Genomic DNA, 25,710 nt, shown 5'->3' on the forward strand with positions numbered 1-25,710 from the left:
TCAAAGCCGTTCAGGGGCGCAATTGTGGCCACGGCGGGAGCGGCGGCGCTGAGCCGCTCCCGCCGTGGCGTGGTCGCCGATACCTAACTACGCGACCACTTCTGGTTGGACGCACCGTTGCACGTCCAGATGACGAACGGAGTGCCGTTGGCCGTGCCGTGGCCGGTCACGTCGAGGCACTTCCCGGATCCCACGTTCACGACCGCACCGCTCGCCTGGACGCGCCATTGCTGCGTGGCTGTTCCATTGCAGTCGTAGATCTGGATCGCGGTCCCGTCGGCGGTGCCGCCCCCGGCGGTCTCGAGGCACTTGGTGTCGAACACCTTGAGCTGGTTGGTGGTCGTGGACGTCCACGCCTGGTTGTTGCCGTTGTTGCAGTCCCACAGCGCCGGGATCGTGCCGTTGGCTTGGTTCGCCGCGGGGACGTCGGCGCACTTGCCCGATTCCTGGGCCTTGAGGATGCCGACGGTGTCACCGCGGGCCCACTTCTGGTTCGCCCCGCCGTTGCAGCCCCAGAGGACCAGCGCGGTGCCGTTGGTGGTGCCGTGCCCGGTCGCGTCGAGGCATTTGCCCGACCCGGTGTTGACGACCGAACCGTCGGCGTTGACTGTCCACTGCTGGGCAGCGGTGTTGTTGCAGCTGTAGATCTGCACCGGTGTCCCATCGGCGGTGCCGCCGCCGCGGACGTCGAGGCACTTCGTGCCGTAGACGGTCAGCTGCTTTGCGGGGGTCGCCGTCCAGCTCTGGTTGGCGCCGCCGGTGCAGTCCCACAGCGCCACGGCGCTGCCGTCGGTCTGGCTCCCGGCCGGCACGTCGGCGCACAGCCCGGACTCCTGGCCCTTGAGAATCCCGCCGTAGTTGCCGTCGGCGTTCGGGGTGACGCTGAAGTTGTCGAAGAGGTTCGTCTGGTAGCCGACGACCCCGACCCCGACGAGCCCGGTGGTGAACGCCGTGTCGGTGACGGTACCGAGCGTGGCACCGTCGAGGGTCGCGGTGATCCGGTTCCCGCTGAAGCCGAGCTTGATGTTGTGCCAGGTGTTGAGGCCCAGTGCCGCGTGGGAGCCGGAGGCGAGCGTGGTGAGGACGCCGCCGCTGCTGTTCTTCGCGATGGACCACGCGCCGGTGTCGGCGACGCGCAGCTGGTAGGCGGCCTGGTGGCTTTGCGGCCGGTTTTGGGTGTTGGCCCGGCCGAGCAGGGTGACGGTGCCGGCCTGTTGCATGTCGACGTCGGTGCTGACGGTGTAGTTGCTCCACTGTGGATCGCCGACGAGGGTGAAGGCGTCGCTGTCGTCCTGCCAGTTGATCGGCCGGACCGGGGCGACCTGCTGCAGGCATTGTCCACCACGCCCGGCCGCGCACGGGCGGACCTCGAACGATCCCTGCATGTCGGAGAAGTACTTCGCGGCGCTGCGGGAGGGGTAGCCGTCGAAGTTGTCGGAGTAGGGCAGGGCGAGGTTCCCGGCCGGGGGACTGCTCGCGGTGCCCTTGCCCTGGCCGGTGGTCGTGGTGACCGTGTAGATCCGGTTCGGCTGCAAGGTCAGGGAGTAGGTCCCCGACGCCGGGGTGATGTCAGCCTGCTTGACGAAGTAGTCGGCGGGGTTCGACGAGCCGAGATCGGTGGACCAGACGTGCACGGTGCCGGTGTTCAGCCCACCCGAGGCGGTGACGTTCACGGTCTGGGCGGCCGTCGCACTGGTGGTCTCGTAGATCGTCGAGTAATCGGTGTTGTTGGTGGACTTCAGGGAGATGTAGCTGCCGTTGGCCCGGTTGCCGCCGAGGTAGCCGCTGGCCGAACCGGTGAGGAACTTCCAGCCGGGCTGGGTGAACTGGGCGACCTGCGCGTTGGCCCAGAGGTTCTTGCCGAGCGCGTAGGTGCCCGACCACGGGGTGTTCGCGGTCGCCAGCCCGACGGTGTTGTAGGGCAGGTTCGAGTACAGGGCGGCGATGAGTGGCCAGTTCATGAACCCGGTCATCTGGCCGTCGAGGTAGCCGCGGGTGATGGTGCGGATGTAGGCGGCCGAACCGGTGTTGAAGTCCTGTGAGCCGAATTCGCTGGCCCACAGCGGCTTTCCGGTCGCGACGGCATTCGCGGTCGAGGAGCAGGTGGTCGCGTCGGAGAGGTAGCCGCACGGGTAGTGGGAGCCGACGACGCCGACCGCGGCGTTGAAGCCGCTGTCGGAGAGCATGTCGTCGGCGGTGTTCCAGCCGCTGTCGTCGCCGACGATCTGCACCGAGCCGTAGCCGCGGGAGTTCAGCGCCGCGCGCAGGTTCTTGTACCAGGTCTTGTCGTGGCCGCGTTCGTTCCAGCCGCCGAGGTACGAGATGGTCAGGCCGTGTTGCTTCGCGCAGTCTAGCCAGGAGATGTCGTAGTCGATCATGTCCTGGGACCAGAAGTTCCCGCCGCCGATCCAGCCCGGCGCGGCCCAGGGCAGCGCCACCAGCTTGATTCCGGGGTTGCGGGCGACGGCTTGTTCGCCGAGCCAGAATTCGTAGCCGGCGTTGCAGTTGATCTCGCCGCGTACGTGCTGGTGGCTGGGTTCCGAGCCGTCGGTGGAGTTCGCGTCGCCGCCGATCTCCAGTTTCAGCAGCTGCACGGCGGCGCCGTAGCCCGGCTTGAAGAGGTAGTCGAGGATTTGTGAGCGTTGGGCGGGTGGGTAGTCGATCAGTAGGCGGGAGTTGCCGCCACCGCCGCTGATCGCGCCGACGCCGTCGAAGGTGCGCCCGGTGCTGCCGCCGTTGACGGCGATCGTGGTGGCCGCGCCGGCGGGTGGGGCGGTCACCACCAGTGTCGCGGTGGCGAGCAGAGTGGACAGGAGCAGAAAGAGGAGCCGGCGGAACGTGGAGCCGCGGCGTTGCGGACGCATGGAAGATCTCCTTCGGAACTTCATCGGGGGAGGGGACGGAAGGATGCTCAGGATGACGGCAAAGTCCACTGCTGGTTGGTGGCGCCGGTGCAGTCCCAGATGACCAGCTGCGTACCGTCGGTCGTGCTGGCACCGGGATCGTCGAGGCACTTGCCGGACGCTGGGTTCACCAGCGTTCCGTTCGTGGGGACCCACTGTTGGTTGGCGCCGCCGGTGCAGTCCCACAGCACGACCGCGGTGCCGTTGGCGGTGCCGCCGCCGGTGACGTCGACGCAGCGGTTGTACAGACGCAACGTGCCGTCACCGGAGATGTGGACCGACTGGGCCGACGAGCCGTTGCAGGTCCAGATCTGGATCCGGTTCCCATTGGTCGTGGCGGTGGCGTTGTCGTCCAGGCACTTTCCCGCGCCGACCGAGGTAACGGCTCCGGTCCGGGTTCTCGGTAGGGTCCAGCGCTGGTTGGCGGCTCCGGTGCAGTCCCAGATCACCAGCTGGGTCCCGTTGGCGGTACTGCCGCCGGGATCGTCGAGGCAGCGTCCGGACGCCGGGTTGCGCAGCGCTCCGGTGCCGGGCTGCGCGACCCACTGCTGCCCGTTGCTGAGATTGCAGTCCCAGAGCTGGACGAGGGTGTTGTTCGCGGTACCACCGCCGTTGATGTCGAGGCACTTGCCGAACAGCATCACGGTGCCGTCGCCGGGCACGGTCCAGTGCTGCGCGGCGGTGTTGTTGCAGTCGTAGATCTGGGCATGGGTGCCGCTGGCGCTGCTGCCGCCCGCGGCGTCGAGGCATTTCCCGGTGATCCCGGAGGTGAGCGAGCCGGTCGGGCCGATGACTGTGGCCGGCGGCTGGGCGCCGCCGTCACCTGCGTAGGACGGTGGCGCCGACAACGCGCCGCTGGCCCACGTCGTGTTGGCGGTGGTGCCGAGCGTGAGGTTCAGTGTGCCGCCGTCCAGCGCGAACCCCGGCGGCACGTAGGCGTTGTTCCACGTCGCGCCGTTGAGGGTGGCGCTCTGCACGTAGGGTGCGTCGGCCGAGGCTTGTGGCGCGTTGATCGCCATCGTGGCGCCACTCGCGAGGGTGACGGCGACCGACGGGAACAGCGGGCTGCCGATGACCAGGTCGGAGGTGCCTGGGGTCATCGGGAACAGGCCCATCGCCGACCACACGTACCACGCGCTCATGGTGCCGAGGTCGTCGTTGCCGACGCTCCAGTTCGCCGGCGCGTTCGGCCACATCTGGTTCTGCACCTGCCGGACGATCCGCTGCGTCTTCCACGGCTGTCCGAGGTAGGCGTACTCCCACGGCAGCTCGATCGAGGGCTCGTTGCCGAGGTCGGCGTGGGTCCCACCGGCGCCGTGCAGGTCCGACAGGACGCTGTCGAGGTAACTGGTCAGTTTCGCGGTGCCGCCCACGGCGTCGGCCAGGCCGCGTACGTTGAACGGGACCATGCCGGTGTACTGCCAGGACGTGCCTTCGACGAACTGGTCACCGCTGGCGGGGTCGAACCCGCCGCGCCACGAACCGTTCTTCAGCTTCGGCTGCATGAACCCGGTGGCGGGGTTCAGGACGTTGCGCCAGTTCTGCGCCCGGTTGGTGAACTGGCTCTTCGTCGCGGTGTCGCCGAGTGCTCCGGCGAACGCGCCGATCGCGAAGTCCGTCGTGGCGTACTCGAGTGTCGTCGCGACGGAACCGTAGAACCCGTACGGGTACTGGGCGTCTGAAGGCAGGTAACCGTAGTTGGACAGGTACTCCAGCCCGGTCCGGATCGCGTTCGGAGTGGTCCCCTGGGCCACCATGGCTTTCTTGGCGGCCGTGGTGTCGAAGTTGCGGCCGCCGAAGGCGTGGTAGTCGGCGATGATGGTGGGCGCGGAGTCCCCGTTCATCACCTGGGTGTCGTATTCGTTGAGCGACCACTTGGGCAGCGTGCCGCCCTGGGCGTGGTCGTTGACCAGGGACTGGGCGCTGTCGCCTGCTTGGCGCGGGGCCACGAGGGCCATCAGCTGCGCCTGTGTGCGGTAGATGTCCCAGCCGGAGAAGTTGCCGTACTGCGCGCCTTGACCGCCGGAGACGGTGTGCACCTGGTGGTCGAAGCTCCGGTAGCGGCCGTCGACGTCGCTGACCACGTTGGGGTGCAGCAAGGAGTGGTACAGCGCGGTGTAGAACACCGTCTGCTGGTCGGTGCTCCCGCCGGTGATCTGGATCTTGCGCAGCAGCGCGTTCCAGGAATCCTTGGTGGCCTGCCGGGTGCCTGCGAAGTCCCAGCCGCCGTTTTCCTTGGTGAGGTTGGCCCGGGCGCCGTCGGCGGAGACGTAGGACAGGCCGACCTTCGCCTGCACGACCCGGTTCGCCGAGGTGTCGAAGGTGACCGAACCACCGTTGGTGAACGTGCCGTTCGTCGCGAACGGACGATCGAAGAGCATGGTGAAGTAGAGGGTGTAGGTGGGGCTCGAGGCGCAGAAGTGCCCGGAGGTCACCGATCCGCGGACTTCGGTCGGGCTGACCGCGGCGAAACCGATGTTCGTGGTGGAAGTCGCGGCGGCCCCGAGCTTGAACAGCAGGTTGGCCCGATCTGTTGCGGGGAAGGTGAACCGCGCCATACCGGTCCGGGTCGTCGCGGTGAGCTCCGTTTTGACGCCGTTGCCGAGGGAGACGGTGTAGGCGCCCGCGCTCGCCGATTCCGAGCTGTGGGAAAACCCCGACGTCGCCGAGCCGTCGACTGCGCCGACGGTCGGCAGGATCGGGATGTCGGCCATCGCGTTGCAGCCCGGGCCCGACAGGTGCGTCAGGCTGAACCCGGTAATGGTGCTGTCGCCGTAGGCGTAGTTCCCGCCGGGCGGCCGCGAGGGCGTGTCGGGGCTCCATTGCACCATGCCGAACGGCGCGTCGGCGCCGGGGAAGGTGTTGCCCTCGTGGGAAGTGCCGAGGAAGGGGTTGACCAGTGCCGCGGGGTCGGCCACCGCGGCCGCGGCGGCGGTGGGGGCCGCGACGGCGGTCAGCGAGCCGAGCAGGAGTGAGGACAGGGCGAACAGGCGACTCCAGTGTCTTCCCATTGCGTCTCCAAGATCGAAAGGCCGCAAATCCGGACAACGACGCGAAGAAAGAAGCCTGGAGTTCCATGGGCAGTGGTGAAGAGCCCATCGGAAACACTCGGCTTTTGCGTCGGCGGTGCACGGCCGACCCGCCGCCGAATATCACCAGTCACGACGATCGTCCGTGATTAACAGGACAGTCCCGCGTTGCCGCAAAGTCAAGTTCGTGCTGAAGTTCTGTCTCGTCCTTGTCGTGATTTACCAATGCAACAAGAGGTGTCATTCATCGGTCGGCTATTCGGTCGACGATCGCGCACGGTTGCTGCGGAAATTGTTCGGCGATTCTGAACCCGGCGTCTGTGAGTGGTCTTTCGGCGGTTCTCGGGCCATGTCGTCTCCGAAGCGCGCTCATCGATGAACTCGGGCTAGCAGTATGAGGCCACTATCGCCGGCTACGCAAGAGTCGGGAACGCGTACGTTCCGTATTTGGGTGTGGATGTGCGGGACGCGGCGGCAGGGTCTGTCGCGGACTCTCAGTCCAGGGCGACGGGGAAGATCCTTTCGTTGCTGTTGTCGGGGATGCGGTCCTTGTCGCCAGTGTTGCTCGTGGTCAGCCACAGGCGTCCGGCAGGGCGGCTCAATCGGTCTGGTTGCTTGGTGGGAGGGGGGCGTCACCGCCGTTGCGGGAGTAGTGCACGCCGACGATCGACACCGCGTCGTTGAAGGCGGCGTTGCCGAGCGCAGCTGGACGTACCAGTGGACGTCATGGCCGTGTTCGATCCGGCCCGGCGCCGCCAGGCGAGGCCGTACAACGCGATGCCGGGGTTGCGGTCCTTCGCTTGCTCCGCCAGCCAGAACTCGTAGCCGGCGTTGCAGTTGACCTGGCCCCCGGCGTGCTCGGTGGAGGGTTTGGAGCCGCTGGTGGAGCTGGCGTCGCCGCCGGTCTCCAGCTTCGGCAGCTGCAGGTTCGGGCCGTAGCCGCTGATCGCGCCGATTCCGTCGAACGGGCGCCGGCTCTGGGTGCCGTTCACGGTGATGGATGTGGTCGCGGCTTCGGCCGGCCCGGCGCCGATGGCGAGCGACGCGGCGAGTAACGCCAGTACGGAGGGCAAGTCGTGCCAGGCAACGCATAGGGCCATCCTTCGCCGTGAAGAGACGGCAGAAGGTCCGCTCGACCAGAGGAGCGACCATGCACCGCCGGGAAGATGACCAGTGTGCGGTTGTGTTTGGTTTACTGTCAACCCCGTCAGTATGAGACAACTTCACACAACGCGACAAGACTTGGGCCAGCGGGTTGCCGTTTCGGCAACCCGGGCCTGGGATTGCGGCATCGGAACGATCTTCTGAGCTTGAGCGTACCTGAGAGCGCTGCAGCGAAGGGAGTAGTTGTGTTGCTTCGGCGAAGACGTCGGCGGCTCGCGATGTCAGCCGTCCCCTCGTCGCAGGTGCTGCAAGTAGGCCGGCATGGATGCGGCTCCTCGTGCCGCGCAGTGATCGACTGTTACATGCGCGCCACTCTGTGTTAACACATTGGTTGAGTGTCCGACAAGATACAACATCGGTACTTTTGTAGTCTACAACCCGTGGCCGCCGTCGGAGGCCGCCGATGCGTCCTTCGGGCTACCGGTGGAGCACTTCCATCGGCAGCGGGGCAAGCTCCAGGACTTCGCCGAACGGTTCGCCGACAAATTTACCGCCGGAGCACGGTGATTGTCTTCAGGCCGCGCGATGGAGGATCGGAATCCGTTGCAGCTGCGGGTGTTCGACCATGAGAGCCCGCTCGTGATGGCGCAGTGGCCACGTCGGACTGTTCGCGTGCTCGAGTGTCGCGGGGTTCAGAGCCTCGTCGCGTCGAGGGCGGGCGTCCGGACGTCGAGACTTGTTCGGCGCTTCGTCCGCTCGCGGCCACGTTGATGTTGTATGTTGTGTCATATATGAGATCTGAAAGCACCGACGGGACACTTGGCGATCGCATCGATCGGCGGCTACCTCCGCATGGTGTACTTCCGCTTCGACAGTTGACTGGGGGCACCGGAAACTTCCGCGAAGCCTTCACGTGGGAGCGGAGATACCTTGTCCAGGGAGGCGAGGGTCGACGAGGACCTTGGCGTGTCCCTCGGGATCGGCGAGTTCGGCGAAGGCCGCGGGCACTCCGGCGAGCCCGACGCGTCCGGTCAGCAGCGGTGATGCGTCGACGCGGCCTTCGGCCAAAGCGTGGAGGGTGTCGCGGAACTCCAGGGGTGTATAGCCGACCGCGAAGCGGAGGTCGATCTCCTTGTTGATCGCCATGGCGGGACGCCATTTGTCAGTGCCCATGCAGACACCGACGACCACGACCGTGGAGTGCAACGGCGTGTCGGCGAGCACCCGTTCCAGCATGCCCGGCACGCCGACGCACTCGAACACGACCGGGGCCTTGGGTGCGGTCAGGCCGGCTTTGCCGAGCAGGCGCCAGGTGTTCCACCAGGGGACCGGCAGCCGGCTGAGCCCCTCGACCGCGTCCATGGCGGCGGTGATCGGGCCCTGCATGGTGGTGAAGTGCCGCCGGTCGCCGTGCTCGAACGGAGAGACTTCCCGGGGATCGACGACCAGGTCCGCGCCGCACTCGACGGCGAGCTGACGGCGCAGCGGGGACGGGTCGCTGGCGATGATCTTCCGCACCCCGCGGGCCTTGAGAACGCTGATCACCGCGAGCCCGACCGGGCCGCACCCGAGGACGACGGCGATGTCGCCGCGCCGCGGCCGGCCCCGGTCGACCGCGTGCCAGGCGACCGCCATGGGTTCGGTGAGCGCGGCCAGGTCGGGAGCGAGCCCGTTGGGTACAGCCAAGGTGAGAGCTTCCTGCGCCACGACGAGCTCGGCGTATCCGCCCGGTGCCTTGGCCGACAGGCCCACGGCGTGAACTTCCGCGCCGTGGCGGACAAGCGGAAGTGCCACCACCGGCGTCCCGACGGCGAGCTTGCCGCGCGTGCCCGGTCCGTGCTCGGCGACCACGCCGTAGATCTCGTGGCCGAGCACGACCGGATCGTCGGCGCGCATGTAGTCGGGATAGCCGATCTCGGCCAGGACCTCGGCGAGATCGTCGGCGTGGAGGCGCGAGTGCAGATCGGAACCGCAGATGCCGCAGCGCTGGACTTCCAGGACCAGTTGTCCCCGGCCGGGAACCGGTTCGGGCACGTCGGTGACGGCCAGTTCGTGGTGGTAGCAGACGACCGCCCTCATTGCGGGGCCCCGGCGGCAGGTGACGGGGCGCTCGCGGTGGAGAGGCGGTACGCGGCCGAGGTGCGGCGCGCGGCCATGCGTCTGAAGCGCCACGTCCAATCCGGCCACAGGGTGGCGTTGCGGCCGGTGGCGTCGAAGTAGAAGCTGCGGCAGCCGCCGAGCTGCCAGACGGTGGTGGACATCTTCCGGTCGAGTTCGCGGTTGTAGGCGTCGTGGGCGCGCTGGTCGACTTCGATGGTGGTGGCGCCCGTCCGATCCATCGCTGCGAGCTGGTTGCGGATGTGGGTGGCTTGCGCCTCGATCATGTAGACCATCGAGCTGTGCCCGAGGCCGGTGTTGGGGCCGAGCATCAAGAACAGGTTCGGAAAGCCGGGGACGGACGTGCCGAGGTAGGCGCGCGGCGAGCCCACCCAGTGCTCGGCGAGCGTTCTGCCGCCGCGGCCGCGCAGCTGCGCGGCGACGGGGATGTCGGTGACGTGGTAACCGGTGCCGAAGATGATGGCGTCGACCTTCCGCTCGACGCCGTCGCGGTCGACGACGGAGTGCGGTCGCACCTCGGCCAGTGCCGAGCTGACCAGCTCGACGTGGGGTTTCTGCAGTGCCGGGTACCAACTGTTGGACGGCACCAGCCGCTTGCAGCCGAGTGTGTAGCCGGGGGTGAGCCGTTCGCGCAGCTCGTGATCCTGGACCTGCTTGGCCAGGTGGGCCTTGGCGACTGTAGCCAGCCGGTCCATGAGCACGGGCCTTTTGACAAAGCCGAGAACGAGGGCTTCCTTGGCGGTGTAGACGCCGGCCCGGATCGCCTTCTGCGCCGGCGGCACCCACCGGTAGAGCGCTCGCTCGTGGTCGCTGATGGCACGTTTCGGGTGGGGCACGATCCATGGAGCGGTGCGTTGCAGAACGAACAATCTACTGACGCGGTCGGCGATTTCGGGAACGTACTGGATCGCGGAGGCGCCGCTGCCGATGGAGGCGACCACCTTGCCGGTCAGGTCGTAGGAGTGGTCCCAGCGGGCCGAGTGCATCAACTGTCCCTCGAACGTGTCGATGCCGGGGACGTCGGGGAGCACCGGCTCGGTCAGTGGTCCCACCGCGGAAACCAGTACTTGGGCGTCGTACTCGCCCTCGCTGGTGGTGATCCGCCACCGCTGGCTGTCCTCGTTCCACGCCGCGTCGCGCATTTCCACGCCGAACCGCAGGTGATCGTCCAGCTTGAACTTCGCCGCGCAGGACTTGAGGTAGGCGTGGATTTCGGCCTGCGGGGAGTAGGTGCTCGTCCACCCGGGATTGGGGGCGAAGGAGAACGAGTAGAGGTGGGACGGCACGTCGCAGGTGCAGCCGGGATAGGTGTTGGACTTCCAGACGCCACCCACGTCGTCGTTGCGTTCGAGGATCAGCAGGTCGTGGATCCCCGCCCGCTTCAGCTGGTGGGCCAACCCGATCCCGGCGAATCCGCTGCCGATGATGATCACTCGTGCGCTACCGCCCACTGCGCGGCCTCCCGGTCCGGTCCGTCGCGTCAAAAGTACGCACTCAGTACTTTTGAAGCAAGCCGGGTTTTCAGGAGCCGGCGAGTACCGCCTCGTGGATGGCGACGATGGGCGCGAGGAGGGGGCCGAGTTCGGGCGGCTGTCCCGGGGGTGTGTCCCGGATGACGCGGGTCGCGAGTTCGTCGGCGGCCCCGATCGCGCCGATGAGCTCCAGGTCCGACGGGCGGTGGGCCGCCGGGTCTTCGGTGGCGGCGTGCTCGGCAAGCCGCGCGAGGTTCCGCGCGTGCCGTTCCAGGACCTGATCGCGCTGGTCCAGGAGAAGGGGTCCGGCGGCGCGCAATTCGACCATGAAGCTGACCGCGTACGCCGGCGCGTTCTCGAAACCGTCGAGGTAGGCCCGCACTCCCGCGCGAAGCCGTTCTCGCCACGGCGCGCCGGCCACCTCGGCGACTCGGGTGTGGATGAGGTCGAGGAGTTGCCGGCTGGCTTGGAGGTGGGCCTGGGCGAAGGCGTCCTGTTTGTCGGTGAACGACGCGTAGAACGCGGACCGCGACACCCGGGCCCTGCTGATCACGTGTTGCACGGAAGTCAGTGGGTAGCCGCGCGCGGCCACCTCTTCGGTCACCGCCTGCAGGATCCGGCCCTGCTGCGACGCGGCGACCTCGGACCCGGACAGGGCGGCGCGTCCCCGGGGGAGGTCGACTCGGTTGGGCATCAGGGTCAACGTGACCGGTAGATCCTCGCTGTTTCCCGGGGTGCTCACGGGCGCAGGATAACGGACCCCTTCGGCACAGACGCTTCCCTTGGGTACGCCACCGTGCAAAAGTACAACCATGGTTTCCAAAAAAGGGGCTACTGGCTCGAAGCATGGAAAGCGCTCTTTCGCGGGTCAGTCGATGCTCGGCGAAGTCGTCGGCGCCGTGCTTGCGCCCGTTGTGCTGGGAGGCGTCTCCGGGCTCCTGCTCGGCGCGTCGGCTCCGGTTTATTGGGTGGTGCAGGTCGTCGCGGCCGTCGGGGGTTTCTTCGGAGGCTTCGAGCACCACGGCTGGCGACCGGGATTGATCCGCGGCATCACCGGCGGCGTGCTCTACGGAACGGCGCTCCTCGCCGTCCGCGCCCTGACCGGTTGGACGGACGCGATCGACCTGGGCGACCTTCCTGTTCTCCTCATCGTCATCACGGCTCTCGCCGGCGCCGTAGCCGGCGGGCTCGGAGGTGCGATGCGCGCCCGGCACGCTCGATGACGGATCTTGACGTAGGCGGCCTGGAAGCTTAGCGTATAAAACGAACGTTACAGATAGGTTGAGAGCGCCAGGGATGTCCTCGACGCCTGCGGGGGTGAGCGCGTCGCGGTGCGCCCTTGGTCCGGCGGAGCTCTCTACTTCCCTCGCCACCCCCACGACCACCACTTACGGCAGGACGTCTTCATGGCAGCACCTCACTCCTCAGCCGCGTCCACCCGCCCCGGGGGCGCCGGCCTGCTGGCCGGCCGCACGGTGTCGCGCATCGGGTACGGCGCGATGCAGCTCTCCCGCCTGCGTGCGGACCGCGACGCGGGCGTGGCCGTCCTCCGCCGCGCGGTCGAACTCGGCGTGGACCACATCGACACCGCGAACTTCTACGGCGACGGCTTCGTCAACGGGCTGATCCGCGAAGCGGTACGGCCTGGGGACGGTGTCACCGTCGTGAGCAAGGTCGGGGCCACGGCCAACCCCGGCGGTCCGCGGCCGCTGCGGCTCGCACAGCGTCCCGAGGAACTGCGGGCGGAGGTGGAGGCCAACTTGGCCGGCCTCGGCGTCGACCAGCTCGCTGTGGTCAACCTGCGTCGCGCCGACGCCGGTCCGGGCCTGCGCCCCGAGGGTGACCAGGTGGTCGATCTCGACGACCAGCTCGCCGTGATGACCGCCCTGCGCGACGAGGGCAAGATCGGCGCCATCGGGCTCAGCAGTGTCAGCCTGGAGGTGCTGCGCCGCGCCTTGCCCGCCGGTCCGGTCTGCGTGCAGAACGCCTACAGCCTGGTGGCCCGTGATGACGAGGAGCTGCTGGAACTCTGCCTCGCCGAGGGCATCGCCTGGGTGCCGTACTTCCCGTTGGGGGGCGCCGTCCGCGGCCTGCCGAAGGTCACCGACGAACCCGCCGTGATCGCCGCCGCGGAGGAGGCGGGCTGCACCCCCGCACAGATCGGTCTGGCCTGGATCCTGCGGCACGCCCCGCACACCCTGCTCATCCCCGGTACCGCGGACGCGGGGCACCTGCAGGCGAACGTCGACGCCGGAGCGGTGGAACTGGACGACGCAATCCTCGCGAGCCTGGACGCCATTGCGAACGCCGGTGGCGCCGGACCGGACCGGGCATGAACGACGCGCTGGTGCTGGGTGGCGGGGGTGTTGCCGGAGTGGCCTGGACGACCGGCCTGCTGGCGGGGCTGGCCGAAGCGGGGCAGGACGTCAGCGGGGCCGAGCTGATCGTCGGGACCTCGGCAGGCGCGACGGTCGCGGCGCAGCTGGGGAGTGGGTTGAGCTTGGCCGACCTCTACCTCCGGCAGGTCGAACCCGAGTTGCAGGCCGCCGAGATCGTGGTCGAGGTGGACCGGGCGACCCTCGCTTCGGCGATGGCTGCCGCTGTGCGGAATGCCTCGTCGGCGCTGGAGGTCCGGCGCGCCGTGGGGCGGCTCGCGCTGGAGGCCGGTACCGTATCGGAAGCCGAGCGGCGCACGGTGATCGAATCGCGCCTGCCCTCCCACGAGTGGCCGGCACGGGCGGTGAAGATCGTCGCGGTCGACGCTGAGAGCGGTGAGCCGCGCGTATTCGACGGTGAGTCCGGCGTGAGCCTGGTCGACGCCGTCGCGGCGAGTTGCGCCGTGCCCGGCGTGTGGCCCCCCGTGACGATCGGAGGGCGCCGGTACGTCGACGGCGGCGTGCGTTCCCACACGAACGCCGACTGCGCAGCCGGAGTGGCACGTGTCCTGGTGGTCGCGCCGACGGGACCGCCATCACCGATGCCGAGCGAGAAACGGTTGACGGAAATCATCGAGGAACTGCGGGCCGGTGGGTCCGAGGTCGCCGTGGTCGAGCCGGATGGCGCGGTGCGCCTGGCGATCGGCGGGAACGCACTGGACCCGGCCACGCGCGGACCGGCCGCCGAAGCTGGCCGCGACCAGGGCCGCCGACTGCAGATCGAGTGGAAAGAGGCCTGAGCTGGAAGCGTGTGGGTGACGGCTGCCGGCGCCGACCGCGCCCCGGTCCTGAGCGGAGGGCGGGCCGGCCCCCCTCCTTCAGAAAATCGCGTGAGGGTTGACCGGCACTCCGCTCGCGCCGTGGACGGGCATCGCTCCCAGCGCGAAAAGGAAGTCGTGACGGCCCAGTTCGCCGCAGACGTCGGCCAACGCGGATACGTCCGCGTTGTCGACCAGGGGCAGACCCAGCCGGGCGAGGCCGATCCCGTGCAGCACCGGCGGTGCCCCGGCGCCCGGCGGGAGGTCGCCGATGTCACTGGCCAGCACGCTGATCTCACGCTCGGCCATCCACCGGACCGCGTCCAGCGTCATCGCCGGCAACGGTTCGGCCAGGTCCCGGTGGACGACCCAGCCGCCGCGCACCACCAGGGCGTCGCCGGACTGGACGTGAACACCGGCCCGCTGCGCGGCAGCGTCGAGATCCGCGGCGGTCACCTCGTGGCCCGGCGTGAGCCGGCCACCCGGCGCCAGGTCGAGGAATAATCCGGCGGTGGTGATCCCGGCGGCGAAGGGTGTCGTCGATGCGTGCTGCAAGGTGCCCCGGCCCGCCGCGTTGTCGACCGCGACACCGGGGTAGACCCGGCCGTCCACCGGGAAGTGCGCCAGTGCGTCGACGTGCGTCAGTGCTACGTGGTGGGTGTTCACGACGAGGACATCGGACAGCGCCCTCGCCGGCGACCCGGTGAAGTAGAGCAACTGCTGTACCGGCGCCGGCATCGGGGTGAGCCCGTGCGGCACCGGGCCACCTCCGGCGAGGGGCACCGCGGCGACGGGGTGGGCGAGCGACACCGCGCGCCCGATGCGGACCGACGCCGCGCCCCGGGCCCGTGACCGGTCGGTGATGAAGTTCAGCGTTCCGCGTTCGTCACGCTCGCCCCAGCGGCCCCAATTGCTCGGCGGGTCCGTCGGCTGATCTTTCACGAGGCACGTGCCGGCGCGAGGCGCGGGAACAGCCGTTCGGCGTTGCCGCGGTTGAGGGCGTGACGCTGCTCATCGGTCAGCTCGAACGCGTCAAGCCGTTCGGTGAATTGGCGGGACTGGTCCGGGCGGAACTCGTAAGGCCAGTCGGAGCCGAAGGTGAGGTGCGTGGGGTCGGCGAAGGCCAGCAGCGAAGGGAGCGCGTACGGGCTCCCGGTCAGCGCTGTGTCGTAGTAGAAGGTCTTCAACTGGGCCACTGTGTCGGCTTCGTCGGTCTCGCGGGAAATCATGTGGGCGATCCGGGTGGCGGCGTAGGGGACGTAGCCCCCGCCGTGGGAGAGCAAGACCCGCAGCCGGGGATAGCGGTGCGGACAGTCGTGCTTGACGAGGTTCACCGCCGCGCGGGTGCTGTCGGCCAGGAAGTCGACCACACCCGAGGTGACCCCCTCGACCCCCGGCCCCGGCAGGGCGGCGGGGTGGACGAAGAGCACCGTTTCCCGCTCGTCGAGCAGCTGCATCAGCGGATCCCAGCGCGGCGAGCCGACGTAGGTGCCATCGACGTTGCCGAACAGGATGACGCCGTCGGCGCCCAGGTCGTCCAGCGCGTACCGGGCCTCGTCCAGGGAGGCGTCGAGGTCGGGTAGCGCCAGCGTCGCGAAGAAGCCGAAGTGTCCGGGGTCCTCGCGCACCAGCTCTCCGCAGAACTCGTTGACCGTGCGCGCCAGCCGGCGTACTCGTGCGGGGTCGTCGCTCGGGCCCCAGCGGACGCTGGGGTTGGGCACCGACAGGATCGCGGTGCCGATGTCGATCGCGTCCATGGTTGCCAGCGTGGTTTCCGCGTTCCAGTCGATCAGCGGTCCCTGGTAGTCGGGGTTCTCCTTGAGCCAGGCCAGATATGCGGGAGGCACCACGTGGGTGTGGGTGTCGATGCGCCCCCGCATCCGCTCCGGTACCGGCGGGGTGGTGGTCGTCGCGTGCTCGACAACGGCCATGACGATCTCCTTCGGTGATAACGCGTCCAGAACCGCGCGGTCAGGGCGCCGCGCGGGATTGCTGTTGCTCGGCCAGCCGGATCAGCGCGTCGGCGAGCTGCGCCATCGTTTCCGAGTGCGCCGTCGAGCCGGCCTGCGCGGCCAGGAAGGCGCCCTCGAACGTGGCCCCGGCGATGTCGACCAGCCGGTCCGCGATCTCGACGGCCGCCGGCCCCCCGGGCTCCGCGAAGCAGAGGGCCAGTGCGTCGCGCAACCCTTCGCGCTGTTGCTGCCTCAGCCGGGCGACGGCGGCGTTCGCCTCACCGGTGGGTGCGCTGAGGAGCAGGATGGTTTGCAAGCGCAGGAACCCGGGTGACTGTTCGATGATCCGGGCCGCGCGCTGCAGCACCCAGGTCACCCGCTCTCGCGGGGACCCGTCTCGAGGCACGTCGTCGAGGGACGTCTCCGCCGCGAAACGGGCCGCTCCCCGCTCCATCACCGCCTTGAGGACGCCTTCCTTCGACCCGAAGTGCCAGTAGATGGAACTGGCCGGCAGTCCCGAGGCACTGGCCAGCGCGGAGATGCTGGTGCCGTCGTAGCCGCGGGCGGCCATCAGTTCGCTGGCCGCATCGAGGATGTCCTCTCGGGAGCGGTCGCCCTGCTGCTGGCGCCGGTTCTTGGCAGGTGGTGAACTCATTGCCGCAGCTTACGGAGAGGTTCGGTGCCCATCACCCGAGCGCCGTTCACGACGCTCCGTCCGCGCGGGCGGTAACCCGGAACCGCGGGATCGCGGCCCGGCGCGAGGCAGGCTTGCCCCGCCAGGCGGCGAGGCCGACGGCGAGCAGGAGGGCGGCGCCGTTGAACAGGTCGGGGGTCCAGATCGGCAGGCCGGCGAGTTGGAGGCCTTTGACGCCGACGGCGAGGACGTAGGCGGCTACGACGGTGCCCCAGATGTTGAACCGTCCTCCGCGGAACTGGGTGGAGCCGAGGAACACCGCGGCGATGACCGGGAGCAGGAAGCCCGGTCCGATGGTCGGATCTCCGGCCGACAACTGAGCGGTTTCCAGCAGCCCCGCTCCCGCCGCCACCACACCGCCGGTCACCAACGCACCCAGGATGATCCGCGACGTCCGAATACCGGCCAGCGCCGCCGCCTCACTGGATCCGCCCATCGCGTCGACGTTGCCGCCGGTGGCGTAGATCCGCCGACCCAGCGGGGTGCGTTCCAGGACGTACCACAACAGGATGGACACGGCGATCATGATCCAGAACGGGTAGGCCAAGCCGAGGAACTGACCGGTGGCGATCCGGGAAAAACCCTCCGGCAGACCGACGATCTGCTCACTGCCCGACAGCCAGCCGATCACAGCGGTCAGCAGCGAAGACACACCCAAGGTGGCGATGAACGACGGAATCCGGGCTCGGGTGATCATCAGCCAGGAGAACACCCCGACCCCTGCCCCCGCCATCAATGACAACAGCACTGCCACCGCGACGGGCAGGTGCCCGAGCAGCAGCCAGGCGACCACGATCGCGCCCAGTCCGACTTCGGTCCCGATCGCGAGATCGACGACGCCGGCGGCGATCGGCACCACGAGGCCCACCGCGACCAGGCAGGTGATCGCCTGGTCCGACAGCAACGACCTCCAGGTGCCGGCGGTCAGGAAGGAGTCGGGTACCCACAGCGAGAACACCACGACCATGACCGCCAGCAGGTACAACGCGGCCACGTTGCGGAACGCCAACGCTCCCCGCCAACGTCGACCCGCCAGGACCGGCAGCGTTTCACCCGGGGCTTTCCCGGGCGCCGCGACGTTCATGACGCTGTTCTCCTCGCTGCGTTCGCTCGCTGCACTGTCAGGTCCTGCGCACTGGCGGGATCGCACACCGACGGCTGCTTCACTTCCGGACACCGCACGGTCAGGCACCGCGCTCACCTCCGCGGTCCTCGCCGGCGGCTGCCCGCAGGTCCAGTTCGTCCCGCACGAGGCGAGCCTCCGTCAGTTCGGCCCGGGGAACCTCGCTGACCACCCGGCCCTCCATGAGGACCAGCGCCCGGTCGCACAAGGTCACCAGCTCCTTGGTGTCGGACGAGCACAGCAGCACCGCGGCCCCTTCACTGCGGGCCGCGAGGATCAGCTCGTAGATGGCCGCCTTCGCGCCGACGTCGACGCCCTGGGTGGGCTCGTCGAGCAGCAGCACCCGGGGACGGACCCGCAGCCACTTGGCCAGCACGACCTTCTGCTGGTTACCGCCGGAGAACAGCTGCAACCGCCGCTCGGGGTCGGCCGGGCGCAGCCCGACGGTGTCGATCCAGGCACGGGCCTCGGCCCGCTCGGCCCTGAAATCGAGGCGGCCGAACGCCCGCCGCAGCGGTCGCATCGCCGGCAGCGTCAGATTTTCCCGGACACTCATGCCCAGCACCGCGCCACCCCGCCGGCGGTCGGCCGGTACGTAGGCCATGCCGGCCTCGATCGCGGCCATCGGGTCGTCGGCGACCAGCTCCTCCCCGGCGACGTCCACCCGGCCCCCGTACCGGTGCGCGGCACCGAACAGCATGGGCCCGAGCTGCTCCCGGCCCGATCCCAGGATGCCGCCGATCCCCACGATCTCCCCGGCTCGCAGGGTCAACGAGAAGTTCTGGATCTCCGCACCGCTGATGCCGGCGATCTCCAGCACCGGCGGCCCCGGAGCGGCCTGCCCGCTCACTGACGGGTCGGCCACGGCCCGGCCGGCGATCAGGGCGACGACAGCGTCGTGGTCCAGCCGGTCGGTGGGCTCCTCCGCCACCACCTGGCCGTTCCGCAGGACGACCACGCGGTCGGCCAGCTCGAGCACCTCGTCCAGCCGGTGGGAGATGAAGACCACTCCCGCACCGGAGGCCGCGACCCGCCGGACGGCCTCGAAGAGCAGCTGCACCTCGTCGCCGTGCAGGGCCGTCGTCGGCTCGTCCAGGACCAGCACGTTGTCCGGGCGGGTCCAACCGTCCATCGCCCGGGCGATGGCGACGATCGCCCGTTGCGCCGGGGACAGCCGGCCGACGGGAAGGGTCACGTCGAACGCGGGACCGAACGGCGCGATCAGCTCTTGTGCGTGCCGACGCTCCGCCGCCCCGTGCACCGGGGCCAGACCTCGGCCGGGGGTCGTGCGGCGCAGACCCAGGTTCTCGACGGTGGTCAGGATGTCGGCCAGCCCGAGGTCCTGGTGGATGAAGTGCAGCTCCTCCCTCGCCGGGAGCCCGGACACCAGCCGGCCTCCGGCGTCGCGGACCTCCACGACCGATCCGGGATCGGCGGAGTGGACCCCCGCGAGGATCTTCACCAGCGTCGACTTCCCGGACCCGTTGTGGCCGAGGACCGCCACGATCTCGCCGGAGCGGACCTCCAGGGCCACGTCGTCGAGTGCCTTCAGCCCGGGGAACGTTTTCGACATGCCGCTCACGCGCAGCAGCGGTACGGATGCGGTAGCCATCGGCTCACCCCGCCGGGTGCCACAGCGTGGCGAACCGCTGCTGGTAGTCCGGGTAGGCGGACCAGCCCCGTGAGGGGTCGAAGGTGATGTCCCGCTGTCCGAGCAGCTGGATCGGCACTTCGCCGGCCTGCTCGGACGCCGTCGGCTGATCACCTTCGACCAGACGCGCCGCGGCGTCGACAGCGGTCCACACGGCGATCGGGAAGTCGACGGCCAAACCGGCCGTCACGCCGCCGTCCTTGATGTCCTGCAGGCCTCCGGGCTGGGGCGCGTAGCCGAGGGTCGTGACCGACAGACCGGCCGCCTTCATCGCGGTCGGCAGACCGGCGGCCACCTCGGCGCTCGCGAACACCGCCACGTTGGTTTTGGGGTGGGACTGCAGGTCGGTGACGACCGTGCGGGCGGAGGTCGTGCCCAAAGCGGCGACGTTGATCTGCACTGCCCGGACCGCGCACCCCGCGCAGTTCTTCCGCATTTCGTCTTCGAAAGCCTGCTGCTGCTTGGTGGAGAAGTCGATCGCGGGCACGCCGTAGAACACGACGTCTGCCTGGTCGCCCTTGTTCACGATGACCCAGTCGGCCATCAGTTTGCCGGCTGTCTGCGTCGTCTGCAGACCGATGTAGTTGAAGGTGACGCCGTACGGTGCGGTGTCCCTCGCGACCGAGATCGTGACCACTTTGATGCCGGCGGCGGAGAGTTCCTTGAGCGCACCGCCGAAGACGTTCGGATCGATGCCGGAGATGATCACGACGGCCGGCTTGAGGGTGCGGACGCTGGACACCGCAGCCTGCATGGACTGTGCGGTGGTGCCGGCGCTCACCGCGGTCAGCGTGCCCCCGACCTCCTTGATCGCGGGGGTCAGCAGCTTGGCCGTGAACCCGCAGGCGGCGGTCCCGCACTGCAGGAAGGCGAACTTCGTCCCGGCCGGCAGCGGCCTGCTGAGCGGCTGCGTCACCGGGAACGCACCCGAGTGACCGGTGTAAGGCGCGACAGCCGCCTGCGCCGCCGCCGTGTTCGCTCCCTGTCCCGGTGCCCCGGACGAGGTCGAGCTCGCCCCGCAGGCGGCGACGGAGGCAGCCATCACGCACGCCGCTGCCACCCTGGGCGCGGTGCGGCGGGTCCAGCGCCCACCGGCACTCTTGGGCGGCGGCGGGAACGGCGTGGTCTGCCCCGCCGGCCCGGATGTCCCGGACCGTGCGGGCGCGGCGCTGCCGCGCTTCGGGTGACCGATCTTCGCGAGCAGCACTCGACTCTCCTGTCGTCAGTGACACGTTGTCGTTTTTCCTGCCAGCGATGCGGGCCTGGGCCCTTCGCTGCTCGAACCGCCGGCGACTGGGCGGCTTGCCGAGTGGTGCCGACGCGCGGCCGGTGCGGCAGGATCGGCCGGGTGGTCTGCTTCTGTGGCGGTCGTTACATACAGCGGTAGAGCGAAGCTAAGGGAGAGGTCAGGCCCTGTCAAGGGCTCCTGCTGCCGCCGATCGGCCTTGACACAAGTGGACCACGAGGTTCAGCATTCGTGAATCGAATGCACAGAGGTGAAAGTTGGACGTTGGTGGACAGCGGGAACGGCGTTGCCCCGCCCCCGCACCTCGAACGCTCTCCCTGCGTGGTCCTCGCAGACATGCCCTCATCGGAGGAGACGAGAAGATGACTGAGCACATCGCGGTGCAGCACTTCATCGGTGGTGAACGAGTCGGTTCCGCCCGGACCTCGAACAGCATCAACCCGGCGACCGGCGAGGTCATCGGCACCTACGCCGACGCGGACAAGGCGGACGGGCAAGCGGCGATCGACGCCGCCCGCAGCGCCTTCCTCGGCAGCGATTGGCGGCTGGACGCGATGCGCCGGGCCACCGCGCTGAGTCACCTGGCCGACGCTTACGCCGACCGGATGGAGGACGTGGTCGCCACGCTCTGCCGGGAGAACGGCAAGCTGCCGGGCGAGGCCGGGTTCGAGGCGCACTTCATCGTCCGGGCCCTGCGCTTCGCCTCGGGGCTCGCGCTGCACACTTTCGGCCGCGTGAGTGACACCCAGCCGGGCCGGCAGGCCATGACGATCCGCCAGCCGGTCGGTGTCGCGGGGCTGATCGCCCCGTGGAACTCGCCGGCGTACCTCTCGATCCGGGCTCTGGCCCCGGCCCTCGCGGCCGGCTGCACCACCGTGCTCAAGCTGCCCGGCCAGGCCGCCCAGTCCGGCCACCTGGCGGCGGAGATCTTCGCCGGCGTTCCGGAACTGCCGGCCGGGGTGGTCAACGTCGTCATCGAGTCCGGCTCCGAGGTCGCCGAACTACTGGTGGAGTCACCCCAGGTACCGGTGATCAGCTACACCGGCAGCACCGCGACCGGCCGGATCATCGCCCGGAACGCCGCGGAGAACTTCAAACGGGTGGGGCTGGAGCTGGGCGGCAAGACGCCGCACCTGGTCTTCGCGGATGCCGATCTCGACCTGGTCCTGCCGACCGTGGTGGCCTCCTCGACCGTGTTCGCCGGGCAGTTCTGCATGACCGGGAGCCGGGTGCTCGTGCAGCGCGAGATCGCCGACGAGTTCACCCGGCAGCTGGCCGAGCTGCTCGAGGCGGTCAAGCCCGGCCCGGCGTCGGATCCGGCCAGCCAGATCGGGCCGATGATCGACACCGCGTCGGTCGCCCGCGTCGACGCCGCCGTCGAGGAGGCCATCGCGGCAGGCGCGAAGCCGATCGTCCGCGGCGGCCCGAGCACCAACCCCGACTTCGCGGGTGGCGCCTTCTACCACCCGACGCTGCTGTCGGTGGAGGACGCCTCGCTGCCGATCGTGCAGGAGGAAACCTTCGGGCCGGTGCAGACCGTCCAGGTCTTCGACACCGAGGACGAGGCGGTCGCCCTGGCCAACGGCACCAAGTACGGGTTGTCCGCGTCCGTTTACAGCCGCGATGTCGACCGGCCGGTGCGCCTGGCCCGGCAGCTCGACGCCGGCCTGATCTCGGTCAACTCCTGGGCCAATCTGACCATCGAGTTCGAAGAGGGCGGGTACAAGGCCAGCGGACTCGGCCGGCTCGGCGGCACGGCCAGCATGGAGGACTTCCTCGAGTACAAGCAGATCGTGCAGGACTACGTGCCGGTTCGGCACTGACCCACCGGGCGGCACGCCGCGCAGAGCCCGCAACACCGGGCACCCGGAACACCGGAAAAAGGAGCAGTCCCATGAGCAGCCCGTCCACCCACGCCGGCCGTGTCGCCGTCGTCACCGGCGCGGCAGGCGGGTTCGGTACCGCCATCTCCGTCGAGCTCGCCCGCCGGGGCGCCGACATCATCGCGGTCGACCTGAACCCCGCGGACAAGACGGTCGCGGCCGTGCAGGAGGCCGGCCGGAAGGCGCTCGCGCTGCAGGCGGACCTCACCGACCCGCAGCAGGTCGAAGCGATCACCGCCGACGTGCTCGGATTCGCCGGGCACGTCGACATCCTCGTCAACAACGCCGGCGCCTTCCCCTTCCGGGACATCTGGGAGCTGGACTTCGCCGAGTGGAAGCGCATCCAGGGCATCAACCTGGACTCCCAGTTCCTCATGGCGAAAGCGGTGATGGGCTCGATGCGCGACAATTCCTGGGGGCGAATCGTCAACGTCGCTTCGAACTCGCTTGGTCTTGCGGTGCCCGACATGGTCCCCTACATGGCTGCCAAGGGTGGGGTGATCGGCTTCACCCGGGCCCTGGCCACCGACCTGGCTCCGCACGGCATCACCGTCAACGCCGTGTGCCCGACCGCGTCGAGCACCCCGGGCGGGCAGACCTACATCGGCGACGAGGTGCTGGAGATGGTCGCCGGCATGCAGGCGATCAAGCGGATCGGGACGGCCGCCGACATCGTGGGCACCGTCTGCTTCCTCTCCAGCGACGATTCGGCGTTCGTGACGGGGCAGACCATCGTCGCCGACGGCGGCCTGATGCGGGTCTGAGTGGTCCTCGACATCCCTCGGCAAGGAGCCGCCATGAACGACACCACCGAGATCACCCAGGTGATCCTCAAAGAGCGCCAAGGGCGCGACCGCGGCTGGTTCGACCAGGAAGGCTCCTGCTTCCACCCGCACTCGCGGGTCCGCATCACCTGGTTCGACGGATCCGGGGCCGAGTTCGTCGAGCTGTCCCGGGAGAGCTTCGCGGAGGGTCTCCGGCCGAGCCACCGGCTGTACCCGCCCGTGGTGCACTCGGCGGGCGACCGGGCGATGGCGGAGGTACCGACCGAGATCTCGATCGTCCAGAGCTTCGGTGGCGTCGACGCCTACGTCATCTCCGACACCAGGCTGTTGTACCGGCTGGAACGTATCGAAGATAGATGGAAGATCTCCAGCCTCGATTGCGTCTACGACCGCGACACCCTCGTCCCCGTCGTGTTCGGAACGTCGCCGAAGATCGACACAGAGATCCTCGCCCGATTCCGCAGGCCGTTCATGTACCTCGCCTACCACCTGCACGAGATCGGCAAGTCACTTCGCGACGATCTCTACGGGAGCGATCGCCCGGAGCAGGTCGACGAGCTCTACGCAGCCGCCTTCAGCTGGCTGCGCCAGGCGCCTTCCGCCCGGTGACCCAGTCGGCCCCGCACGCGAAACCACCTGACAACGGCCAAGGAAGAAGGACATGAAGGCTGCCGTACTGCACAAGCTGGGTTCCGCGCCCGCGTACGACGAGTTCCCGCCGCCGACGGGCGGTGGCGGGAACTCGGTGTTGCGGGTCGCCGCCGCCGGCGTCCACCACTTCGTGCTCCTGCGCGCTTCCGGACGTTTCTACGGCGAGGTGCCCCCGGTCCCGCACGTGGTGGGCACCGACGGGGTCGGCTTCACCGAGGACGGGGACCGGTTCTTCTTCGACGAGACCGTGGGGCTCCACGGCGCCTGGGCCGAACAGACCCTCGTCCCGGGCCACCGGTTGATGCCGGTGGCTCCCGGCATCGACGACCTCGCGGCCGCCGCCCTGGGCAACACGGGGCTGGTGGCCTGGACCGCCCTGACCTGGCGTGCGCGGCTCCAGCCGGGTGAGACGGTGCTGGTGCTGGGTTCCACCGGAGCGTTGGGACGCATCGCCCACCAGGCAGCCAGGGCGCTGGGCGCCGGTGCGGTGGTGGCGGCCGACCTGCCGGGCCCGGCTTTCGATCGGCTCGAGGCTGAGCCCGGCCTGTCCGCCGTCTCCCTCCTCGACGATCCCGACGACTTCGCGCGAATGGTGCTCGCCCGCGTCGGTCCCGTCGACGTGATCATCGATCCGCTGTGGGGCCTGCCCGCACTGGGTGCGATCAAGGCGGCACGGCACGGTGCCCGGTTGATCCAGATGGGGCAGGTCGCCGGTCCCTCACTCGATCTCCCGGCCGCCGAGCTGCGGGCCCGAGCGCTGGATCTGCGCAGCTACGCGCTCTTCCACTGCCCGTTCGAGGACCGCCGGGCCGCCTACCTGGAGCTCACCCGGAGTGTCGCGGCCGGCAAGGTGCAGGTCGACGTCGAGGCCGTCCCGTTGCGAGAAGTCGGAGCCGCGTGGGAGCGGCAGGCCACCGGAGCGAGCCGAAAGCTCGTGCTCGTCCCCGGATAGCGCGGCTCACTGTGCACCGGTTCGGCCACGGCTCCGCCGTCCATCCCATTCCCGTCGGCGTACTGCTCACCGGTCAGCAGCGCGCCTTCGCCAGAGACCTGGTCGGTCGATGACCGTGCAACTTCCGCCGGTGAATAGAGTGAGGACGTGACCGCCCCCCAGCTGCCGCCCGACCCGAGTGACGAGCCCGGAACGTCGCCCGCGCGACAGGGTATCCAGTCCGTCGAACTCGCCATGACGGTGCTGCAGGCGCTGGAGCAGGGCCTCGGACCCATGACCCTCAGCCAGATCGCCGTTGCGAGCCGGATGCAGCCGAGCAAGGCGCACCGCTACCTGGTGAGCCTGGGGCGCGCCGGGCTCGTGGCCCAGTCGTCCCGGTCGGGACGTTACGACCTGGGCCCCGCCCTGCGGCGGCTGGGCATCGAGGCGCTGCGCCGGATGGACGAAGTTTCCTTGGTCTCCGAGCACCTGCCGGCCCTGCGCGACCGGACCGGCCACGCGGTCAACCTCGCCGTCTGGGGTGACAACGGACCGGTCGTCGTCCGCTGGGAGTACGGGTCGTACGCACTCCCCATCACCGTCCGGGTCGGCGCCACGATGTCGTTGCTGACGTCGTCCATCGGCCGGGTGTACCTGGCCCACCTGCCGAAGACGCTCACCGGGCCCCTGCTTCGCGGCCAGCTCAGGATGCCTGGCGCCCCTAGCCGGAACGAGGTCGACGAGTTCACCGCTGACGTCCTGCGCACTGGCGTCGCGGTCACCTCCGGTGGGGTCGTTCCCGGCGTGGTCTCGGTCGCCGCACCGGTGTTCTCCGCGGCGGATTCGTTGCCGTTGGTGGTGGCCGTCGCACTACCCGCGCCGCAGGCCACCGATGCCGAGCTCGCCTCCGTAACGGCTGGACTGCTCGGCTCGGCCCGGGCGATGTCGCAGGAGCTCGGGCACTCGTAGTCACGA

General features: G+C 69.2%; 20 protein-coding genes. 8 read left to right on the top strand and 12 right to left on the bottom strand.

All coding sequences use genetic code 11. The features are described from left to right. Window positions 1-83: 83 nt before the first annotated feature. The 6 genes from ACLJQM_RS13915 to ACLJQM_RS13940 all read right to left on the bottom strand — a co-directional run bounded on the left by ACLJQM_RS13915 (window position 84) and on the right by ACLJQM_RS13940 (window position 11,320). Entirely contained in the window at window positions 84-2,864 is a 2,781-nt protein-coding gene (locus ACLJQM_RS13915; protein ID WP_410631525.1) for a ricin-type beta-trefoil lectin domain protein, read from the bottom strand. A gap of 47 nt (window positions 2,865-2,911) precedes the next feature. Continuing rightward, on the bottom strand, window positions 2,912-5,914 hold the full coding sequence (locus ACLJQM_RS13920; protein WP_410631526.1) for a lectin: 3,003 nt from the start codon (window positions 5,912-5,914) through the stop codon (window positions 2,912-2,914). Between the two features lie 650 nt (window positions 5,915-6,564). Then, the gene (locus ACLJQM_RS13925) at window positions 6,565-7,005 is read right to left on the bottom strand and encodes a hypothetical protein (protein ID WP_410631527.1); all 441 of its coding nucleotides are present in this window, start codon (window positions 7,003-7,005) and stop codon (window positions 6,565-6,567) included. Window positions 7,006-7,945: 940 nt separating this feature from the next. Further along, window positions 7,946-9,115 carry a zinc-binding dehydrogenase gene (locus ACLJQM_RS13930; RefSeq protein ID WP_410631528.1) on the bottom strand — a complete coding sequence of 390 codons (1,170 nt, stop codon included), beginning with the start codon at window positions 9,113-9,115 and terminating at the stop codon, window positions 7,946-7,948. Continuing rightward, the gene (locus ACLJQM_RS13935) at window positions 9,112-10,587 is read right to left on the bottom strand and encodes a flavin-containing monooxygenase (protein ID WP_410631529.1); all 1,476 of its coding nucleotides are present in this window, start codon (window positions 10,585-10,587) and stop codon (window positions 9,112-9,114) included. The genes ACLJQM_RS13930 and ACLJQM_RS13935 overlap by 4 nt, the downstream gene beginning before the upstream one ends. Window positions 10,588-10,675: 88 nt before the next feature. Next, window positions 10,676-11,320 (bottom strand): TetR/AcrR family transcriptional regulator, encoded by a 645-nt coding sequence (locus ACLJQM_RS13940; RefSeq protein WP_410631530.1) that lies wholly within the window; start codon window positions 11,318-11,320, stop codon window positions 10,676-10,678. Between the two features lie 118 nt (window positions 11,321-11,438). Between ACLJQM_RS13940 and ACLJQM_RS13945 the strand changes: the two genes are divergently transcribed. The 3 genes from ACLJQM_RS13945 (at window position 11,439) to ACLJQM_RS13955 (ending at window position 13,801) form a co-directional block, all read left to right on the top strand. Beyond that, window positions 11,439-11,849 (top strand): hypothetical protein, encoded by a 411-nt coding sequence (locus tag ACLJQM_RS13945; protein WP_410631531.1) that lies wholly within the window; start codon window positions 11,439-11,441, stop codon window positions 11,847-11,849. 183 nt (window positions 11,850-12,032) lie between these two features. Next, window positions 12,033-12,962, top strand: a complete 930-nt coding sequence (locus ACLJQM_RS13950) for an aldo/keto reductase (protein ID WP_410631532.1) — start codon at window positions 12,033-12,035, stop codon at window positions 12,960-12,962. After that, on the top strand, window positions 12,959-13,801 hold the full coding sequence (locus ACLJQM_RS13955; RefSeq protein ID WP_410631533.1) for a patatin-like phospholipase family protein: 843 nt from the start codon (window positions 12,959-12,961) through the stop codon (window positions 13,799-13,801). The genes ACLJQM_RS13950 and ACLJQM_RS13955 overlap by 4 nt, the downstream gene beginning before the upstream one ends. A gap of 78 nt (window positions 13,802-13,879) precedes the next feature. On the opposite strand, the gene ACLJQM_RS13960 is transcribed toward ACLJQM_RS13955, so the two are convergent. The 6 genes from ACLJQM_RS13960 to ACLJQM_RS13985 all read right to left on the bottom strand — a co-directional run bounded on the left by ACLJQM_RS13960 (window position 13,880) and on the right by ACLJQM_RS13985 (window position 20,155). Then, the gene (locus tag ACLJQM_RS13960; RefSeq protein ID WP_410631534.1) at window positions 13,880-14,761 is read right to left on the bottom strand and encodes a cyclase family protein; all 882 of its coding nucleotides are present in this window, start codon (window positions 14,759-14,761) and stop codon (window positions 13,880-13,882) included. Beyond that, on the bottom strand, window positions 14,758-15,750 hold the full coding sequence (locus ACLJQM_RS13965) for an amidohydrolase family protein (RefSeq protein ID WP_410631535.1): 993 nt from the start codon (window positions 15,748-15,750) through the stop codon (window positions 14,758-14,760). Before ACLJQM_RS13965 ends, ACLJQM_RS13960 begins: the two co-directional genes overlap by 4 nt. Before the next feature lie 40 nt (window positions 15,751-15,790). After that, window positions 15,791-16,426 carry a TetR/AcrR family transcriptional regulator gene (locus ACLJQM_RS13970; RefSeq protein ID WP_410631536.1) on the bottom strand — a complete coding sequence of 212 codons (636 nt, stop codon included), beginning with the start codon at window positions 16,424-16,426 and terminating at the stop codon, window positions 15,791-15,793. 46 nt (window positions 16,427-16,472) lie between these two features. Beyond that, on the bottom strand, window positions 16,473-17,549 hold the full coding sequence (locus ACLJQM_RS13975) for an ABC transporter permease (RefSeq protein WP_410631537.1): 1,077 nt from the start codon (window positions 17,547-17,549) through the stop codon (window positions 16,473-16,475). A gap of 100 nt (window positions 17,550-17,649) precedes the next feature. Further along, on the bottom strand, window positions 17,650-19,200 hold the full coding sequence (locus ACLJQM_RS13980) for a sugar ABC transporter ATP-binding protein (protein WP_410631538.1): 1,551 nt from the start codon (window positions 19,198-19,200) through the stop codon (window positions 17,650-17,652). A gap of 4 nt (window positions 19,201-19,204) precedes the next feature. Next, complete coding sequence (locus tag ACLJQM_RS13985) at window positions 19,205-20,155, bottom strand: sugar ABC transporter substrate-binding protein (RefSeq protein ID WP_410631539.1); 951 nt, start codon at window positions 20,153-20,155, stop codon at window positions 19,205-19,207. Between the two features lie 692 nt (window positions 20,156-20,847). On the opposite strand from ACLJQM_RS13985, the gene ACLJQM_RS13990 reads away from it, so the two are divergent. From ACLJQM_RS13990 to ACLJQM_RS14010, 5 genes are all read left to right on the top strand, one after another. Next, entirely contained in the window at window positions 20,848-22,308 is a 1,461-nt protein-coding gene (locus tag ACLJQM_RS13990; RefSeq protein ID WP_410631540.1) for an aldehyde dehydrogenase family protein, read from the top strand. Between the two features lie 71 nt (window positions 22,309-22,379). Continuing rightward, window positions 22,380-23,132, top strand: a complete 753-nt coding sequence (locus ACLJQM_RS13995; protein WP_410631541.1) for an SDR family NAD(P)-dependent oxidoreductase — start codon at window positions 22,380-22,382, stop codon at window positions 23,130-23,132. A 33-nt stretch (window positions 23,133-23,165) separates the two neighbouring features. Beyond that, entirely contained in the window at window positions 23,166-23,762 is a 597-nt protein-coding gene (locus ACLJQM_RS14000) for a nuclear transport factor 2 family protein (RefSeq protein WP_410631542.1), read from the top strand. Between the two features lie 52 nt (window positions 23,763-23,814). After that, window positions 23,815-24,756: a quinone oxidoreductase family protein gene (locus ACLJQM_RS14005; protein ID WP_410631543.1), complete on the top strand. Its 942-nt coding sequence runs from the start codon at window positions 23,815-23,817 to the stop codon at window positions 24,754-24,756. Window positions 24,757-24,903: 147 nt separating this feature from the next. After that, on the top strand, window positions 24,904-25,704 hold the full coding sequence (locus tag ACLJQM_RS14010; RefSeq protein WP_410631544.1) for an IclR family transcriptional regulator: 801 nt from the start codon (window positions 24,904-24,906) through the stop codon (window positions 25,702-25,704). Window positions 25,705-25,710: the final 6 nt, after the last annotated feature.

Source organism: Amycolatopsis sp. cmx-4-83 (assembly GCF_046548815.1).
Taxonomy (GTDB): domain Bacteria; phylum Actinomycetota; class Actinomycetes; order Mycobacteriales; family Pseudonocardiaceae; genus Amycolatopsis; species Amycolatopsis pretoriensis_A.

Bases quoted from the DNA above. Each gene is read 5' to 3' on its own strand.
- ACLJQM_RS13955 (WP_410631533.1), top strand. From the start codon at position 12,959: ATGAACGACGCGCTGGTGCTGGGTGGCGGGGGTGTTGCCGGAGTGGCC.
- ACLJQM_RS14000 (WP_410631542.1), top strand. From the start codon at position 23,166: ATGAACGACACCACCGAGATCACCCAGGTGATCCTCAAAGAGCGCCAA.
- ACLJQM_RS13965 (WP_410631535.1), bottom strand. From the start codon at position 15,750: ATGGCCGTTGTCGAGCACGCGACGACCACCACCCCGCCGGTACCGGAG.
- ACLJQM_RS13920 (WP_410631526.1), bottom strand. From the start codon at position 5,914: ATGGGAAGACACTGGAGTCGCCTGTTCGCCCTGTCCTCACTCCTGCTC.
- ACLJQM_RS13930 (WP_410631528.1), bottom strand. From the start codon at position 9,115: ATGAGGGCGGTCGTCTGCTACCACCACGAACTGGCCGTCACCGACGTG.
- ACLJQM_RS13995 (WP_410631541.1), top strand. From the start codon at position 22,380: ATGAGCAGCCCGTCCACCCACGCCGGCCGTGTCGCCGTCGTCACCGGC.
- ACLJQM_RS14005 (WP_410631543.1), top strand. From the start codon at position 23,815: ATGAAGGCTGCCGTACTGCACAAGCTGGGTTCCGCGCCCGCGTACGAC.
- ACLJQM_RS13915 (WP_410631525.1), bottom strand. From the start codon at position 2,864: ATGCGTCCGCAACGCCGCGGCTCCACGTTCCGCCGGCTCCTCTTTCTG.
- ACLJQM_RS13940 (WP_410631530.1), bottom strand. From the start codon at position 11,320: ATGCCCAACCGAGTCGACCTCCCCCGGGGACGCGCCGCCCTGTCCGGG.
- ACLJQM_RS13980 (WP_410631538.1), bottom strand. From the start codon at position 19,200: ATGGCTACCGCATCCGTACCGCTGCTGCGCGTGAGCGGCATGTCGAAA.
- ACLJQM_RS13990 (WP_410631540.1), top strand. From the start codon at position 20,848: ATGACTGAGCACATCGCGGTGCAGCACTTCATCGGTGGTGAACGAGTC.
- ACLJQM_RS13970 (WP_410631536.1), bottom strand. From the start codon at position 16,426: ATGAGTTCACCACCTGCCAAGAACCGGCGCCAGCAGCAGGGCGACCGC.
- ACLJQM_RS13945 (WP_410631531.1), top strand. From the start codon at position 11,439: ATGGTTTCCAAAAAAGGGGCTACTGGCTCGAAGCATGGAAAGCGCTCT.
- ACLJQM_RS13950 (WP_410631532.1), top strand. From the start codon at position 12,033: ATGGCAGCACCTCACTCCTCAGCCGCGTCCACCCGCCCCGGGGGCGCC.
- ACLJQM_RS13975 (WP_410631537.1), bottom strand. From the start codon at position 17,549: ATGAACGTCGCGGCGCCCGGGAAAGCCCCGGGTGAAACGCTGCCGGTC.